Below are 13,751 nucleotides of genomic sequence, written 5' to 3'. Positions count from 1 at the left end.
GGCTACGCTCGCGGTATGCCCACCCTGCGTGCCCTTCCCGCAGACGACCCCGTCAGTCACGAGCTGCTCACTCTGTACTTCGCCCGTCGCGCCGAGGGATTTCCCGGCGGCGGATACCGCACGGTCTTTCCCGACCCCGCGGCCTTCGAGGAACCGAACGGCGTGTTCCTCGTTCTCTTCGACGACGCCTGCGAGGCGATCGGATGCGGCGGCATCCGTCGCATCCCCGACGGGCCCACGGGCACGCGTTACGAACTCAAGCACCTCTTCGTCCGGCCCGAGGCGCGCGGCAGCGGCGGCGGTCGTCTCCTCGTCACCGAGCTCGAGGAGCGGGCCCGGGCCTTCGGGGCCGCAGAGCTCGTGCTCGACACGCACCACTCGCTCGAGGCCGCCGGGTCGCTCTACGCTCGCAGCGGCTTCACCGCCATCGAGCCGTACAACGACAACCAGAACGCGACGCGCTGGTACGGCAAGGCGTTGTGACGTGGCGCGACCCTCGGAGTTCCCGTTCGTTCCGGAGACGACCGTGTCCCTCGAGGTGGGCGACGTCATCGCGATCCCCCGGACGGACGGCCTCTGGGGTGCGCTGCACGTGGTGGACCTGCGCCGATCGGGCGTGGGCAGCCGGGTGTCGTTCATCGCGGGCGTCCTGCCGTGGCGCGGCGCCCACACCCCGACGGCCCCGGATGTCGCGGGCTTGACCGTCGTGGAGCAGGCACTCGTGGGCACGGCGCTCTTCCGTGAGGGCGGATTTGAGGTCACCGCCAACGCGCCGGTCACGCCCACATCCCTGCCCAACAACTTCCGGGATACCGGGATCGGTTCACGTGTCCAGGTCTGGGGATGGCGGGCGGCCGTGGGCCGTGTCGACGCCTGGCGACCCGAGGATCCCGATTGAACGATGACGTCGTGGCCGGCTCACCGGCTTCAGAGCCCCCGTTTCTTGCCGAAGCGATCGCCTGGTGGCGCGTCGGAGGCGTGCACGTCGCCGGGTGCTCGTGGATGCTGCTGTGAAGGCCCTCCTCGCGGGCTCGGAGAGCGCCGCGCTTGCGGAGCTGGCAGGGACACCGCCGGATGAGAGCCCTTTCGCGATCGAGGCGCTCATCGACCGTTTGTCGGAGGAGGAAGGCCTCGATGACACGGATGCGGACGCACGCCTGCTCGCAGCGCGCTGGTTGTGTCGGGCACTTCTGTCCGGCCAGACGAGTGAGCGCGACCTGACGCGCTGGGTTCACGACACCTTCAGCCACGAGAGCTCTTCGGATGAACTGGACCGGCTGGCGGAGCTCGACGACGACTTCGACCTCAGCGACACCGGAATGGGCGGTGGAGCCGAAGAACTGACCGCTCGCGTGCGTGAAGCAGCGCGCCGCTTCCTGAGAACGACGAGCCCTGCGCGCCGATAGCACGGACGCGCCGCTCGAACACAACGGCTGCTGCCTTGTCGCGCCAGCGTCCGAACCCCCGGACCGGCCGTGGCCGAGTGCCCGAACGTCAGACGGGCGGGACCTCGGGGAGGCCCGTACGCAGTTCGAACGGCAGGTGGGCGAGGTCGTTGTGCGAGACGAGTGTCCACGGACGTCCGTGGCGCTGCGCGATGACCGTGAGCCCCGCGTTGGCCTGATTGAGCGTCATCCAGCGCCAGTCCGGCGCGCCCAGCACCTCGCGCACGAACCACCCGATCACCGCGTTGTGGGTGATGATCAGCTCGTGCACGTCGCCCTGCTTGCGCACCAGGAAAGCGGCGAGGGCATCGGCCATCTGCGCTCGACCCGCATCCACCGCGGCCTCCGTGATACCGCCGAAGAACGGCTCGAAGACCGCCGGGGTCTCGTCCGTCATCCCGGTCGGTACGCAGTCGAACAGCAATGAGGACGCTTCCGGCGTGATGGATGGCATGCGCTCGGCGACCGCGCGGGCCGTCTCCGCGGCGCGCACGAGCGGCGAGTGCCACACGGCATCGAACGGAACGCCCGAGAGTCGGTCGGCCAGCAGCTCAGCCTGGCGGCGACCACGCGGCGACAACGGTCCGTCGTCGATGCCGTGCTCCGCATCCTGATGCTCGCCGTGGCGGACAAGGTAGATGTAGTGAGTCACGCCTGTCGCTCCGTCGAGTAGGTCGAACGCCTCATCGGCGTCTCATCCACCCTAACCCGCTACTCCGACGCGCGCGCGATCTCCGACAGCTGACTGCGGGTGAGACGGAGCCCCACTCCCTGCAACACCTCTTCGACGTGAGCGGGCGCGTAGGCGTTCGCGATCGGTGCGGCGACGATCCGCTGCGCGAGCAGCCAGGCCACCGCGACCGCCGACACCGGCACACCGAACTCCGCCGCCACCGCATCCAGGGCCTTCAGCGTGCGACTGCCGCGCTTGGTCAGGCTGCCGGCCAGCTGGGCCGCTCGGACCGAGGTGACGGCCTTGTCGCGTGTACGCCGGGCGCCGGCGAGGAATCCGTGCTCCAACGGATGCGAGGGCGTCACCGCGACACCTTGCGCACCGGCGACGAGGCGGAGGTCGCCGTCGAAGTCCTTGCGGCGCAACACGTTGTAGGGCACGTCGAGCACCGTGAACCGCGGGAGCCCTGCCGACGAGAGGATGCGCGCCTCCACGAGCTGCTCCGCGCGCAAACCGTACGCGCCGATGGCCCGCACCTTGCCGGCCTCGATCAGCCACTCCAGCGTCGCAAGCGTGTTCTCGAGCGAGCCGACTCCTGCGGTGCCGTCGATGTAGAGCACGTCGATGCGGTCGGTGCCGAGACGCACGAGCGAGGCTTCGACCGAGCGGATGAGGTTGACGGGGCCGAGGCCCGGGTGGTCAGGATGCGCGCCGACCCGGGTCATGAGCACCAGGTCATCGCGCACGCGGCGCTTGCGCAGCCACTCTCCGATGATGTGCTCGCTGCGCCCGCCCGCGAAGCTGTCCGCGGTGTGAACGGCGTTGCCCGCGCGTTCGACGTACGCGTCGAGGATCGTGTGGCTCGTGTCGATGTCGACGTTCCACCCGAACTCCGCCCCACCCAGGATGAGGGGGAAGATGCGCTGTCCGCTCTCGCCGAGGTCGATACGGATGCCGGCGCCGACGCCGGGGCCCTGCACGGGGATAGGGGCCGAAGGATGCATCTCGGCCACATCCGTCGGCGCGGCCGGATGCGTCGCCGTGCCGATTCCGAAGATTCTCACGCGCACCCCTTCCGCATTCTCGTGTCGCGGAACGCGGAATCCGTGGAACTCCCGCGTGGCTCGACGCGTACTTAGACAGTAAGTGAGCGCGCGGTCACCGGATCCCGCCACGGCGACAGATCGATAAACATTGCATAACTCTTTTGTCACGGCCTCCGCGCGAACCGCTGAGGCCCCCGCCGCGATATCGCGACGGGGGCCTCAGCGGCGTTCGGGGATCAGCCCTCCGCGGGCGCCTCCGGACCGGGGTTGGCCGCGTCGCGACCCTCCTGGTCGGCCGCCTCTTCGAGCACCGGCTCGAGCGACAGCTTGCCGCGGTCGTCGATCTTCGTGATCTTCACCAGCAGCTTCTGACCCACGTTGAGCACGTCGTCGACGTTCTCGACGCGCTTGCCACCGGCGAGCTTGCGGACCTCGCTGACGTGCAGCAGTCCGTCCTTGCCGGGCAGCAGCGAGATGAAGGCGCCGAACGTGGCGATCTTCACGACGGTGCCGAGGAACTGCTCGCCGACCTCGGGGTTGGTCGGGTTGGCGATCGCGTTCACCTGGGCGCGGGCGGCCTCGGCGGAGGGGCCGTCGGTCGCGCCGATGTAGACGGTGCCGTCCTCCTCGATGGAGATCTGCGCACCGGTCTCGTCCTGGATCGCGTTGATCGTCTTGCCCTTCGGGCCGATCAGCTCACCGATCTTGTCGACGGGGATCTGCACGCTGATGACGCGCGGCGCGGTGGGCGCCATCTCGTCGGGAGCGTCGATCGCGGCGTTGAGCACGTTGAGGATCGTCAGACGCGCGTCCTTGGCCTGGGTGAGAGCTGCCGCGAGGACCGACGACGGGATGCCGTCGAGCTTCGTGTCGAGCTGGATGGCCGTGACGAACTCGCTCGTACCGGCGACCTTGAAGTCCATGTCGCCCAGCGCGTCCTCGGCACCGAGGATGTCGGTCAGCGCGGCGTAGCGCGTCTGGCCGTCGACCTCGTCGGACACGAGACCCATCGCGATACCCGCGACCGGGGCGCGCAGCGGCACACCGGCGTTGAGCAGCGAGAGGGTGGAGGCGCACACGGAGCCCATGGACGTCGAACCGTTGGAGCCGAGAGCCTCGGAGACCTGGCGGATCGCGTAGGGGAACTCCTCGCGGCTGGGCAGCACCGGAACGAGGGCGCGCTCGGCCAGGAAGCCGTGACCGATCTCGCGACGCTTCGGGCTGCCCACACGACCGGTCTCACCGGTCGAGTAGGGCGGGAAGTTGTAGTGGTGCATGTAGCGCTTGCTCGTGGTGGGGCTCAGCGAGTCGATCTGCTGCTCCATCTTGAGCATGTTCAGCGTGGTGACGCCCAGGATCTGGGTCTCACCGCGCTGGAAGATCGCCGAACCGTGCACGCGCGGGATGACCTGCACCTCGGCGTCGAGCGCACGGATGTCGGCCAGACCGCGTCCGTCGATACGGACGCCCTCGGCGAGGATGCGGCCGCGCACGATCTTCTTCGTGACCGACTTGTACGCGGCGGAGAACTCGAGCGTCGCCACGGCGGGAAGCTGCTCGGCCTCGACCGCGGCGACGAGCTCTGCCTTGACGGCATCCTTCACCGCGTCGTCCGCGTTCTGACGCTCCTGCTTGTCGGCGATCTGGTAGATCGGGACGAGCTTGTCATAGGCGCGCTCGGCGACGAAGTCGTACGTCTCCTGGCTGTAGGGCGGGAAGACCGGGTAGGGCTGGATCTCCTTCGCCGCGGTGTTCGCCACGACGTTCTGCGCCGCGACGAGCTCCTTGATGAAGGGCTTGGCGGCCTCGAGACCCTGCGCGACGATCTCCTCGCTGGGCTTGGTGGCACCGGCCTTGATGAGGTCCCAGCTGTGCTCTGTGGCCTCGGCCTCGACCATCATGATCGCGACTTCGCCGTCCTCCAGGACGCGACCGGCGACGATCAGGTCGAAGACGGCCTCCTGCAGCTGCTCGGCCTTCGGGAACGCGATCCACTGGTCGGCGTGCTCGCCGTGACCCGGGATGAGCGCGAGGCGCACGCCGGCGATCGGACCGGAGAACGGCAGACCCGAGATCTGCGTCGACAGGGATGCGGCGTTGATGGCCAGCGCGTCGTAGAACTCGCCCGGCGCGATCGAGAGCACCGTGACGACGATCTGGACCTCGTTGCGCAGGCCGTCGACGAACGACGGGCGCAGCGGGCGGTCGATCAGGCGGCAGACCAGGATCGCCTCGGTCGAGGGGCGTCCCTCACGACGGAAGAACGAACCGGGGATCTTGCCGGCGGCGTACGAGCGCTCCTCGACGTCGACGGTCAGCGGGAAGAAGTCGAAGCCCTCACGAGGGTGCTTCCCGGCGCTCGTGGCCGAGAGGAGCATCGTCTCCTCGTCGAGGTAGGCGGCAACGGCACCCTGTGCCTGCTGCGCCAGTCGCCCGGTCTCGAACCGGACAGTGCGGGTGCCGAATCGGCCGTTGTCGAGAACGGCTTCGGCGGCGGTGATTTCCGGACCTTCCAAGAGGTCCCTCCTTCTTTGTTTAGGCTCGCCACCCCGTGTGGGCGACGAGCGGACATGCGAAGGAGCAGGGCTGCGGTTATGGGCGCGCGGCATGACTGCAGAGAGCCTGCGCTGGCCACCAGTAGAAGACCACCCGGCGTGCGAGGCACGACGAGGAACCCACCACAGGGGACCAGCTTCCCGCCGGCCTGCTCCGTGAACTCGTATGGAGTTGGCGATCGCAGAGAGCGATCCGCCTCAGCCTACCAGGGCAACCTGTTCTCACGCCGGTCGACGCCGCCTATCGTGGAACGCACAGCCGCGCCAGCGGAACCGACGAGAGGACACGTCATGACCCACGACACCACCCCCGGCTCCGACCGCGACGCGGAGCCCGGCACCGAGCCCGCTGCCTCCGGCGAGGAGCAGCTCGTCGAGGACGGGCTGCTCGACGGCACCCCCGAGACCCCTGACCCGCGCGAAGAGGCCCAGCTGCAGGCGCAGCTCGAACGCGAGATGCGCTTCGACGGCTTCGAGCAGGGCATCGAGGGCTGACACGCGACGCAGAGGGGCGCGGCACGCATCGCGTGGGGGGCCCCGCCCCCGCGCGGGCGCGGCGCCCCTCTGCGTCGTTCAGCGGGTACTGGTCGCCATCTCCCCCGCATCCGCCTGCGCTGCGATGGGCGCCGTCTCTCGCGCATCCGCACTGTGTCCGCCGGTCAGCGTGGACTCGTCGAACGGGCGGGCACCGGAGAGAACCTCGCGCACTCGCGCCTTGTCGATCTGCCGGGTCCAGGTGCCGATCAGCACGGTCGCCACCGCGTTGCCGGTGAAGTTCGTGACCGCACGCCCCTCCGACATGAAGCGGTCGATGCCGACGATGATGCCCACCCCGCCGACGAGGTCGGGGCGGTAGGTCTGCAGGCCGGCGGCCAGGGTCGCCAGTCCCGCCCCCGTGACGCCCGCAGCGCCCTTCGAGGCGATGATCATGAACACGAGCAGACCGATCTGCTCGGGGATCGACATCGGAGCGCCCATGCCCGTCGCGATGAACAGCGAGGCCATCGTCAGGTAGATCGCGGTGCCGTCGAGGTTGAAGGAGTAGCCGGTGGGAACCGTGATGCCCACGACCGGCTTCGAGACGCCGAGGTGCTCCATCTTCGCGATGAGCCGGGGAAGTGCGGATTCCGACGACGACGTACCGACGATCAGCAGGTACTCGCGGCCCAGGTACTTCATGAGCGAGAAGATGTTCACCCGGGCAACCGCATAAAGAAGCGAGCCCAGGACGCCGGCGATGAAGACGAAGCACGTGATGTAGAACGCGACCATCAGAAGACCGAGTCCGAGGATCGCGGCGACACCGGTCGAGCCGACGACGGCGGCGATGGCGCCGAACGCGCCGACGGGTGCGAGCCAGAGGATCATGCCCAGGATGCGGAACACGAGCGTCTGAAGGTGGGTGACAGCCGTCATGATCGGCTTGCCCTTCTCCCCCAGTCCCTGCAGCGCGAAGCCGACCAGGAGCGCGATGAAGAGCACCTGCAGCACGCTGCCGCCGGTGAACGCCGCGAAGAAGGACTCGGGCACGATGTGCAGCAGGAAGTCGACCGTGGAGGTCGCCTCGCCCGTCGCCTGGTAGGTCGAACCGGACATGTCCAGCCCCTCGCCCGGGTGGATGATGTTGCCCACCACGAGACCGATCGCGAGCGCGAAGGTCGACATGCCGAGGAAGTAGACCAGGGCCAGGCCACCAATCTTGCCGACGGTCGCCGCCTTGGCGATGGATCCCACGCCCACCACGATCGTGCAGAAGATGATGGGGGCGATCATCATCGTGATGAGCGACACGAACGCCGTTCCCAGCGGCTTCAGGCCCACCGCGAATTCCGGGAAGGTCAGCCCCACGACGGCGCCGGCGACCACGGCGATGATCACCGAGACGTACAACCAGGTGTGCTTGTCCCATTTCTTGCGACCGGGGCGGCGTGTCAGCCGCGGCAGGGTCACCGTCGTCGTGCGGGGAAGTCGCAGAGCCATCATCGTCTCCTTCTCGATCGGGCCGCCTCATCGTGGCCACGCTCGTACCTTCACGCCCGCTGACGGACGGGGTCGAGTTGTGGTCGTATTGATCACGGAGGATGCGGTGAGACCGACGAAGTTCCCGACGAGCGCGGCCACGCGCCTGTTCCTGCTGATCGCCGCCGCTGCCGTCGCGGCGGCGGCCGTGCTCAGCGCGGTGCTCGTGCTGGACGCGCAGCGCGCGGAACGCGCCGAGGCGGAGCGCGTGACACAGATCGTCGCGCGCACTCTCGCCGAGGACCCGTTCGTTCGAAGCGGCGTCACCTCCACCAGCCCCTCCGCCGTCCTCCAACCGTTCGCGGAGTCGGTCATGGCCGCCAGCGATCTGGACTTCGTGACGATCATGTCGCCCGACGGCGTGCGCTTCACCCACCGCGATCCCGCCCGGATCGGCGAGCGCTACATCGGCACGATCCCCGCATCCCCTGAGTCGCTGACCGAGGAGCGCGCGGGGACACTCGGCCCCTCGGTGCGCACGATCGCCCCCGTCACCGAGGGCGACGAGGTCGTGGGGTGGGTGTCGGCGGGGGTGACGCTGGGCAGCATCGGCGACGGGATCGCCGCCCGGCTGCCGTTCGCGCTGGCGGTCGCGCTCATCGTGCTTGCCGCGGGCCTGGTCGGTGCGGTGCTCGCGCGCGGACAGGCGCGACGCGTGACGGGCGACCTCGCCGCATCCGAGATCCGCGACACGCTTTCGAGCGCCGAGTCGATGCGCACCCTCGGCGAGGCGCTGCGGGCGCAGACGCACGAGCACGGCAACCGCATCCACACCGCCGTCGCCCTGCTCGAGATGGACCGGCGAGAGGAGGCGATCGCTCTGCTCACCGACTCCGCCCAGGCCTCGCAGGAGCTGGTCGATCAGGTCACGGCGCGCACCGAAGGGGACGCAACCGTGGGCGCCCTGGTGCTCGGCAAGGTGTCGCAGGCGGCCGAGCGCGGGGTGCTGCTGCGCACGCAGATCGCTCCCGACGCGCCCCGCTCGGTGCTCTCCGCCGTCGACGCCGTCACGGTCGTGGGTAACCTGCTCGACAACGCCGTGGATGCGGCGGCCGCCGGCCCCACGCCGCGCACCGTCGATTTCACGATGACGCGGTCGGGGCGGGACCTGATCCTCACGGTGGCCGACTCGGGTGCCGGCGTGCCCGCGGAGATGCGCGAGAGGGTGTTCGAGATGGGATTCAGCACGAAACCCGCGGGGGCGGAGGGTCGCGGCGTCGGCCTGGCGCTCGTGCGTGACATCGTGACGGCGTCGGGCGGCAGCATCCGCATCGACGCTGCCGATCCGACCCGCTTCGTCCTCGTGTTGAAAGGGCGGGCATGATCCGGGTCCTTGTCGTCGACGACGACGCATTGACTCTCGAGCTGCACGGGCAGTACGTCGGCCGCCTGGACGGTTTCGAAGTGAGCGGACTGTGCGCGGGAGCGGCGGCCGCGCTGCGCGCGCTCATCGGCCCTGCACCCCGACCGGCCGTCGACCTCGTTCTGCTCGACATGACGATGCCCGACGCGAGCGGCCTGGATGTCCTGCGCCGCATCCGGGCCGCAGGCAGCACGGTGGACGTGATCGCGGTGACCAGCGTGCGCGACGCCGAGACCGTGCGTGCCACTGCCAGTCTCGGCGTCGTGCAGTACCTCGTGAAGCCGTTCACCTTCGGCGTGTTCCGGGAGAGGCTCGAGCAGTACGCGCAGACACGCGAGCTGCGCACTCCGCGTGGGCGGGCGACACAGGCCGAGATCGATGCGCTGCTCGGGGCCGGTCGCACGGCCCCGATCCCGGTGACGCCGAAAGGCATCTCGCCGGACACGCTGGATGCGGTGGGCCGCGCGCTCCGCGAGGGCCAGGCGCTCTCGGCCGTCGAGACGGCGCGCCTGCTGGGTCTGTCGCGCGTCTCGGCCCGCCGCTACCTGGAACACCTCGTGGAGATCGGTGCCGCCGAACGACGTGCACGCCATGGTCGCCCGGGCCGCCCGGAGAGCGAGTACCGCTGGTCGGTGTGACTCGTGGGGTTGGTGTGACGCCTGTGACGCAATAGCGTGGTGCGCATGACCGTCGAGCGCTCGCCACGCCCTCGGGCGCTGCGCCCGGCCGTGCTCGCTGTCGCCGTCGCGATCGTCGCCCTGCTCGCCGGGTCCGCCGCGCCCGCTCAGGCAGCCGACTCCCCCTCCTGGAACGACGTGCAGAACGCGCGCAACAATCAGGCGGCCGCAGCCGAGCTCGTCGCCCGCATCGAGGCCGAGCTCGACGCCGCCCAAGAGCGCAGCGCCACCGCGGCCACCGCGGCGCTGGATGCCGCGCGCATCGCAGAAGATGCCCGCCGACGCGCGGACGACGCCGCGCAGCGCTCCGCAGCGCTCGATGAGCAGGTGGCCACCGCGCAGGCGGAGGCCGAGGCCGAGCGTGCCCGCACCGGAGCGCTCGCGTCCTCCATGTACCGGCTGCAGTCCGACGGACCGCTGGCCGCACGACTGCTGAGCGCCGCCGATCCCGACGACCTACTCGACCGGCTCGGCCTGCTCGACACCGTGGGTGCGGCCTGGGCAGGCCGTGCGGCGCGAGCACAGGGGGCGGCGAACGTCCTCGCAACGCTCAATGATCAGGCCACGCTCGCACGCACCGCGCGCGAAGACGCCGCCGCGGCGGCCGAGCGCGCCGCCGCGGACGCGCAATCGGCCGCGGATGCGGAGGCCACCGCGGTGTCGGAGCTGACGACGCAGGCCGACACCCTCTACGCGCAGTTGGCGACCCTCAAGGGCACCACGGCAGACCTGGAGCGTCGGTACCGGTTGGCGAATCAGGTCGCGGCGCAACCGGCGAATCCGGCACCCACATCCCCGTCCCCCGGCACGCCCGCTCCCCCGGCGCCCCCGGTGCCCGTCCCTCCATCCGGCGGTGCCGTCGTCGTCGACCCCGCGGGCGCCAGAGAGTACGCGCGCGGGGCGATCGGCGCCTACGGCTGGGGGCAGGATCAGTTCGCGTGCCTCGTGTCGCTGTGGAACCGGGAGTCCGGCTGGCGCGCCGACGCACTCAACCCCTCCAGCGGCGCCTACGGGATCCCGCAGTCGCTGCCGGGCGACAAGATGGCGAGTGCAGGCGCCGACTGGCGCACGAACGCCGCCACCCAGATCAACTGGGGCCTGTCGTACATCTCGGGCCGCTACGGCTCCCCCTGCGGCGCATGGGGCCACTCGCAGGCCACCGGCTGGTACTGACCCGCGTTTCGGCTCGCTCCGCTCGCTCAACGACCAGGGACGCCGGTCGTTGAGCGAGCCGCAGGCGAGACGAAGACGCGTCAGGCGGACGAGGAGGCGCGGCGAGAGCGGCCTGTTCCGGGCATCTCGACGTAGTCGGCGTGCTTGGCGTCCAGCCCGTCACCGGCGGTGCGCCCCCGCATCCGACGCCACAGCCAGGGCAGCGCATCGCGGCGCCACCAGCCGGCCGCCGAGGGTTCGTCGTCGTGCAGGGCAGCGTCCAGATCGCCCAGAGCCTCCGCATCCGGGATTCCCAAGACCTCGGCGGCGCGGTAGGCGAGGAAACGATGGCCCCGTGAGCGAAGGTGCACCTTGTCATCGGCCCACATCTCCAGCGCGCCGATCTCGGGCAGCGCGTCCAGGTCGAGGAGCATGCAGCCATGGACGCGCGCAATGCGGCGCAGCTCGGAGGCGTACTGGGCGAAGCGGCGCGCGAAGAGTCCCGCGGCCCGACGGTGCGGCAGGAAGGGCGTGACCAGGAGGACATCGCAGCCCGCCCCCCGCAGCGCGACGACACCCTCCTCCAGTTCGGCGGCGAGCGCGCGCGGAGCCGCGCCATGACCGACGAGGTCGTTCGCCCCCATCAGGATCGAGACGATGTCGGGGCGCAGTTCGAGCGCCCGCGGGATCTGCGTCGTCGTGAGGTCGCGCACGCGACGCGAGCGGACCGCGAGATTGGCGTAGCGGAAGGGTTCGCCGCCGCGGTGCTGCTGCGCGAGCAGCGGCGCGAGGCGATCGGCCCAGCCGCGATACTGCCCGTGCGGCGCGCGCGAGGTGTCGCACAGTCCCTCGGTGAGCGAGTCGCCGAGGGCGACGAATCTCGCCCACCGGCGCGGCGCCGGAAGCAGCGCCGGCATGGCGGGACGCGTCTCGCCGCGGGCCAGGAGTCGGTCATCGATCCGGCGCAGCTCCCGCGCGTCGTCGTAGTGCCCGAGGAGCTGACCGTACAGCGACGCCCAGGTGCGCTCGGCGACGGCGTCGCGCGCGGCGACCGAGAAGGCCTGCCGCTTCGCGTCGTCACCCAGGAGGTCACCCACGCGAGCACGGAGATCCGCGAGGTCGCCGGGGCGATAGAGCCATCCGTCGATGCTCGAACGCACGAGGTCGACGGGTCCGCCCGTCCCCGTGGCGACGACCGGGACGCCGCTCGCGTGCGCCTCCTGGATCGTCTGGCCGAAGGTCTCGCTCTCGCCGGGATGAACGAACACGTCGAATGACGCCATCGCCTCGGCGAGCTCGGTACCGCCGAGATGCCCGAGGAACACCGCGCCGGGAAGCTGCCGCTCGAGCTGCGCCCGGGAAGGCCCGTCTCCCACGATCACCAGCCGCGCGCCGTCGACACCGGCCAGCACCGCGAGATCCTCCACCTGCTTCTCCGGGGCGAGACGGCCGACGTAGCCGATGATGCGCTCGCCCGGCGCGACGCGGCGACGGAACTGCTCGCTCCGACGGTCCGGTCGGAACCGCTCGCCGTCCACACCGCGCGCCCACATTCGCAGGCGGTCCACCCCCATCCGCTCCAGCTGCGCGACCGAAGGGGTCGAGGGCGCGAGGGTGAGGGTCGCCCGGCGGTGGAGCCGCGCGACATGGCCGGCAGCGATGGCCGCGGCCTGCGGCATCCGGTAGCGCTGGGCGTAGGCGACGACATCCGTCTGGTAGATCGCCACGGATGGGGTGTGCAGGGACTCGGCGGCGTTCACGCCCTGCCACCCCAGCACGAAGGGCGAAGCGAGGTGGACGACGTCGGGGCGGAACTCGCGCAGGATCGCCGCGATACGCGCCACGCGTGCGAAGACGACCCGCACCTGCGGATACGACGGCAGCGGGAGCGAGGCGAGCAGCTCGGTGCGAGAGGCTGCGACCGCGTCGACGGACTCAGCCCCGCGCGGCGCGATCACGAGCGTCTCGTGACCGTCGGCGGCGAGGTGCCGGAGCACCTGCAGGACGGAGCCGGTCACCCCGTTCATGTGCGGAAGGTAGGACTCGGCGATCAGCGCGACTCTCACGAGACCAGGGTGCTCCCGCAGCTGCGCCCGAACGGCGTGAACCGGGGCGGATCGTCGAGAGTTCACCCGATGCACCACGGCTCGTCACCGGACGTGCCCCGTTGGGTCGCCGTTCACCCGCCGCTGGGATGCTTCACCCGTGGCGGATCCCTTCCTGACCGATCTCGCGTCGAGTCCGTGGGCGCTGCCGCTCGTGGCCCTGCTCGTGTTCGCCGATGCCCTTCTGGTGGTGATCCCGGGCGAGGTCGCGGTGACCGCGATGGGCGCACTGGCGGTGTCGACCGGACGACCTCCGATCGTCGCGGTCGTCGCCGTCGCCGCCGCCGCGGCATTCGCGGGCGACGCCGCGGGATACCTGCTGGGACGCACGGTCGGGCTCGAACGCTGGCGATGGATGCGGCATCCCCGCGTCGCGGCGGCGTTCGCCTGGGCGCGTGGGCGTCTGCACCGCAACGCCGCGACGGTCGTGTTCACCGCCCGCTTCATCCCCTTCGCACGCGTCGCCGTCACCCTCACGGCGGGAGCCACGCGCGTGCGACCGGCGAGGTTCCTGGGCGCGTGCGGACTCGCGGCGCTGGGCTGGGCGATCTATCAGAGCCTGATCGGCGCGGCGGTCGGCGCCGTCGTGCCCGGCGGCCCCGTCGTCGCGGTGATCGTCTCCATCGTGCTCGCGCTGGGTCTGGGCTTCGCCGTGGATGCGGTGGCCGCGAGACGAGTGAGGGGGCCCCGGTGACGCGGCCCCCTCACTCGATGAG

At 70.5% G+C, this 13,751-nt stretch carries 13 protein-coding genes; 8 read left to right on the top strand and 5 right to left on the bottom strand.

The window, feature by feature from the left end:
• The first annotated feature begins 15 nt into the window (after nt 1–15).
• The 3 genes from SK224_RS15670 (at nt 16) to SK224_RS15660 (ending at nt 1,406) form a co-directional block, all read left to right on the top strand.
• A complete protein-coding gene (locus SK224_RS15670; RefSeq protein WP_320435566.1) occupies nt 16–483 on the top strand; it encodes a GNAT family N-acetyltransferase in 468 nt (155 codons plus the stop codon).
• 1 nt (nt 484) lies between these two features.
• Nucleotides 485–898: a hypothetical protein gene (locus SK224_RS15665; RefSeq protein ID WP_320435565.1), complete on the top strand. Its 414-nt coding sequence runs from the start codon at nt 485–487 to the stop codon at nt 896–898.
• A 112-nt stretch (nt 899–1,010) separates the two neighbouring features.
• Entirely contained in the window at nt 1,011–1,406 is a 396-nt protein-coding gene (locus tag SK224_RS15660) for a hypothetical protein (protein WP_320435564.1), read from the top strand.
• Between the two features lie 88 nt (nt 1,407–1,494).
• Here SK224_RS15660 and SK224_RS15655 read toward each other — a convergent pair whose 3' ends face one another.
• The 3 genes from SK224_RS15655 to SK224_RS15645 all read right to left on the bottom strand — a co-directional run bounded on the left by SK224_RS15655 (nt 1,495) and on the right by SK224_RS15645 (nt 5,680).
• The gene (locus SK224_RS15655) at nt 1,495–2,097 is read right to left on the bottom strand and encodes a histidine phosphatase family protein (protein ID WP_320435563.1); all 603 of its coding nucleotides are present in this window, start codon (nt 2,095–2,097) and stop codon (nt 1,495–1,497) included.
• Between the two features lie 59 nt (nt 2,098–2,156).
• The gene (locus SK224_RS15650) at nt 2,157–3,182 is read right to left on the bottom strand and encodes an aldo/keto reductase (RefSeq protein ID WP_413816797.1); all 1,026 of its coding nucleotides are present in this window, start codon (nt 3,180–3,182) and stop codon (nt 2,157–2,159) included.
• A gap of 218 nt (nt 3,183–3,400) precedes the next feature.
• Nucleotides 3,401–5,680, bottom strand: a complete 2,280-nt coding sequence (locus SK224_RS15645; RefSeq protein ID WP_320435562.1) for a polyribonucleotide nucleotidyltransferase — start codon at nt 5,678–5,680, stop codon at nt 3,401–3,403.
• A 330-nt stretch (nt 5,681–6,010) separates the two neighbouring features.
• Here SK224_RS15645 and SK224_RS15640 point away from each other — a divergent pair, with 330 nt between their 5' ends.
• The gene (locus SK224_RS15640; protein WP_309732380.1) at nt 6,011–6,214 is read left to right on the top strand and encodes a hypothetical protein; all 204 of its coding nucleotides are present in this window, start codon (nt 6,011–6,013) and stop codon (nt 6,212–6,214) included.
• Between the two features lie 78 nt (nt 6,215–6,292).
• On the opposite strand, the gene SK224_RS15635 is transcribed toward SK224_RS15640, so the two are convergent.
• Nucleotides 6,293–7,699, bottom strand: a complete 1,407-nt coding sequence (locus SK224_RS15635; RefSeq protein WP_320435561.1) for a cation:dicarboxylate symporter family transporter — start codon at nt 7,697–7,699, stop codon at nt 6,293–6,295.
• A 106-nt stretch (nt 7,700–7,805) separates the two neighbouring features.
• Between SK224_RS15635 and SK224_RS15630 the strand changes: the two genes are divergently transcribed.
• The 3 genes from SK224_RS15630 to SK224_RS15620 are packed head-to-tail and all read left to right on the top strand — an operon-like array spanning nt 7,806 to nt 10,951.
• The gene (locus SK224_RS15630; protein WP_320435560.1) at nt 7,806–9,062 is read left to right on the top strand and encodes an ATP-binding protein; all 1,257 of its coding nucleotides are present in this window, start codon (nt 7,806–7,808) and stop codon (nt 9,060–9,062) included.
• On the top strand, nt 9,059–9,739 hold the full coding sequence (locus SK224_RS15625) for a response regulator (protein ID WP_320435559.1): 681 nt from the start codon (nt 9,059–9,061) through the stop codon (nt 9,737–9,739). Before SK224_RS15630 ends, SK224_RS15625 begins: the two co-directional genes overlap by 4 nt.
• Before the next feature lie 45 nt (nt 9,740–9,784).
• Nucleotides 9,785–10,951, top strand: coding sequence for a hypothetical protein (locus SK224_RS15620; protein WP_320435558.1), 1,167 nt, complete (start codon nt 9,785–9,787; stop codon nt 10,949–10,951).
• Between the two features lie 80 nt (nt 10,952–11,031).
• Here SK224_RS15620 and SK224_RS15615 read toward each other — a convergent pair whose 3' ends face one another.
• Complete coding sequence (locus SK224_RS15615; protein WP_320435557.1) at nt 11,032–12,996, bottom strand: GDSL-type esterase/lipase family protein; 1,965 nt, start codon at nt 12,994–12,996, stop codon at nt 11,032–11,034.
• 139 nt (nt 12,997–13,135) lie between these two features.
• On the opposite strand from SK224_RS15615, the gene SK224_RS15610 reads away from it, so the two are divergent.
• Nucleotides 13,136–13,729 (top strand): DedA family protein, encoded by a 594-nt coding sequence (locus SK224_RS15610; RefSeq protein ID WP_320435556.1) that lies wholly within the window; start codon nt 13,136–13,138, stop codon nt 13,727–13,729.
• Nucleotides 13,730–13,751: the final 22 nt, after the last annotated feature.

Source organism: Microbacterium sp. BG28 (assembly GCF_034044005.1).
GTDB lineage: Bacteria > Actinomycetota > Actinomycetes > Actinomycetales > Microbacteriaceae > Microbacterium.
This window is presented reverse-complemented; position numbering and strand designations above follow the sequence as displayed.

What these genes read in the sequence shown, in the direction of transcription:
- SK224_RS15670 (WP_320435566.1), top strand. Translation starts at nt 16, where the DNA reads ATGCCCACCCTGCGTGCCCTTCCCGCAGACGACCCCGTCAGTCACGAG.
- SK224_RS15640 (WP_309732380.1), top strand. Translation starts at nt 6,011, where the DNA reads ATGACCCACGACACCACCCCCGGCTCCGACCGCGACGCGGAGCCCGGC.
- SK224_RS15635 (WP_320435561.1), bottom strand. Translation starts at nt 7,699, where the DNA reads ATGGCTCTGCGACTTCCCCGCACGACGACGGTGACCCTGCCGCGGCTG.
- SK224_RS15625 (WP_320435559.1), top strand. Translation starts at nt 9,059, where the DNA reads ATGATCCGGGTCCTTGTCGTCGACGACGACGCATTGACTCTCGAGCTG.
- SK224_RS15620 (WP_320435558.1), top strand. Translation starts at nt 9,785, where the DNA reads ATGACCGTCGAGCGCTCGCCACGCCCTCGGGCGCTGCGCCCGGCCGTG.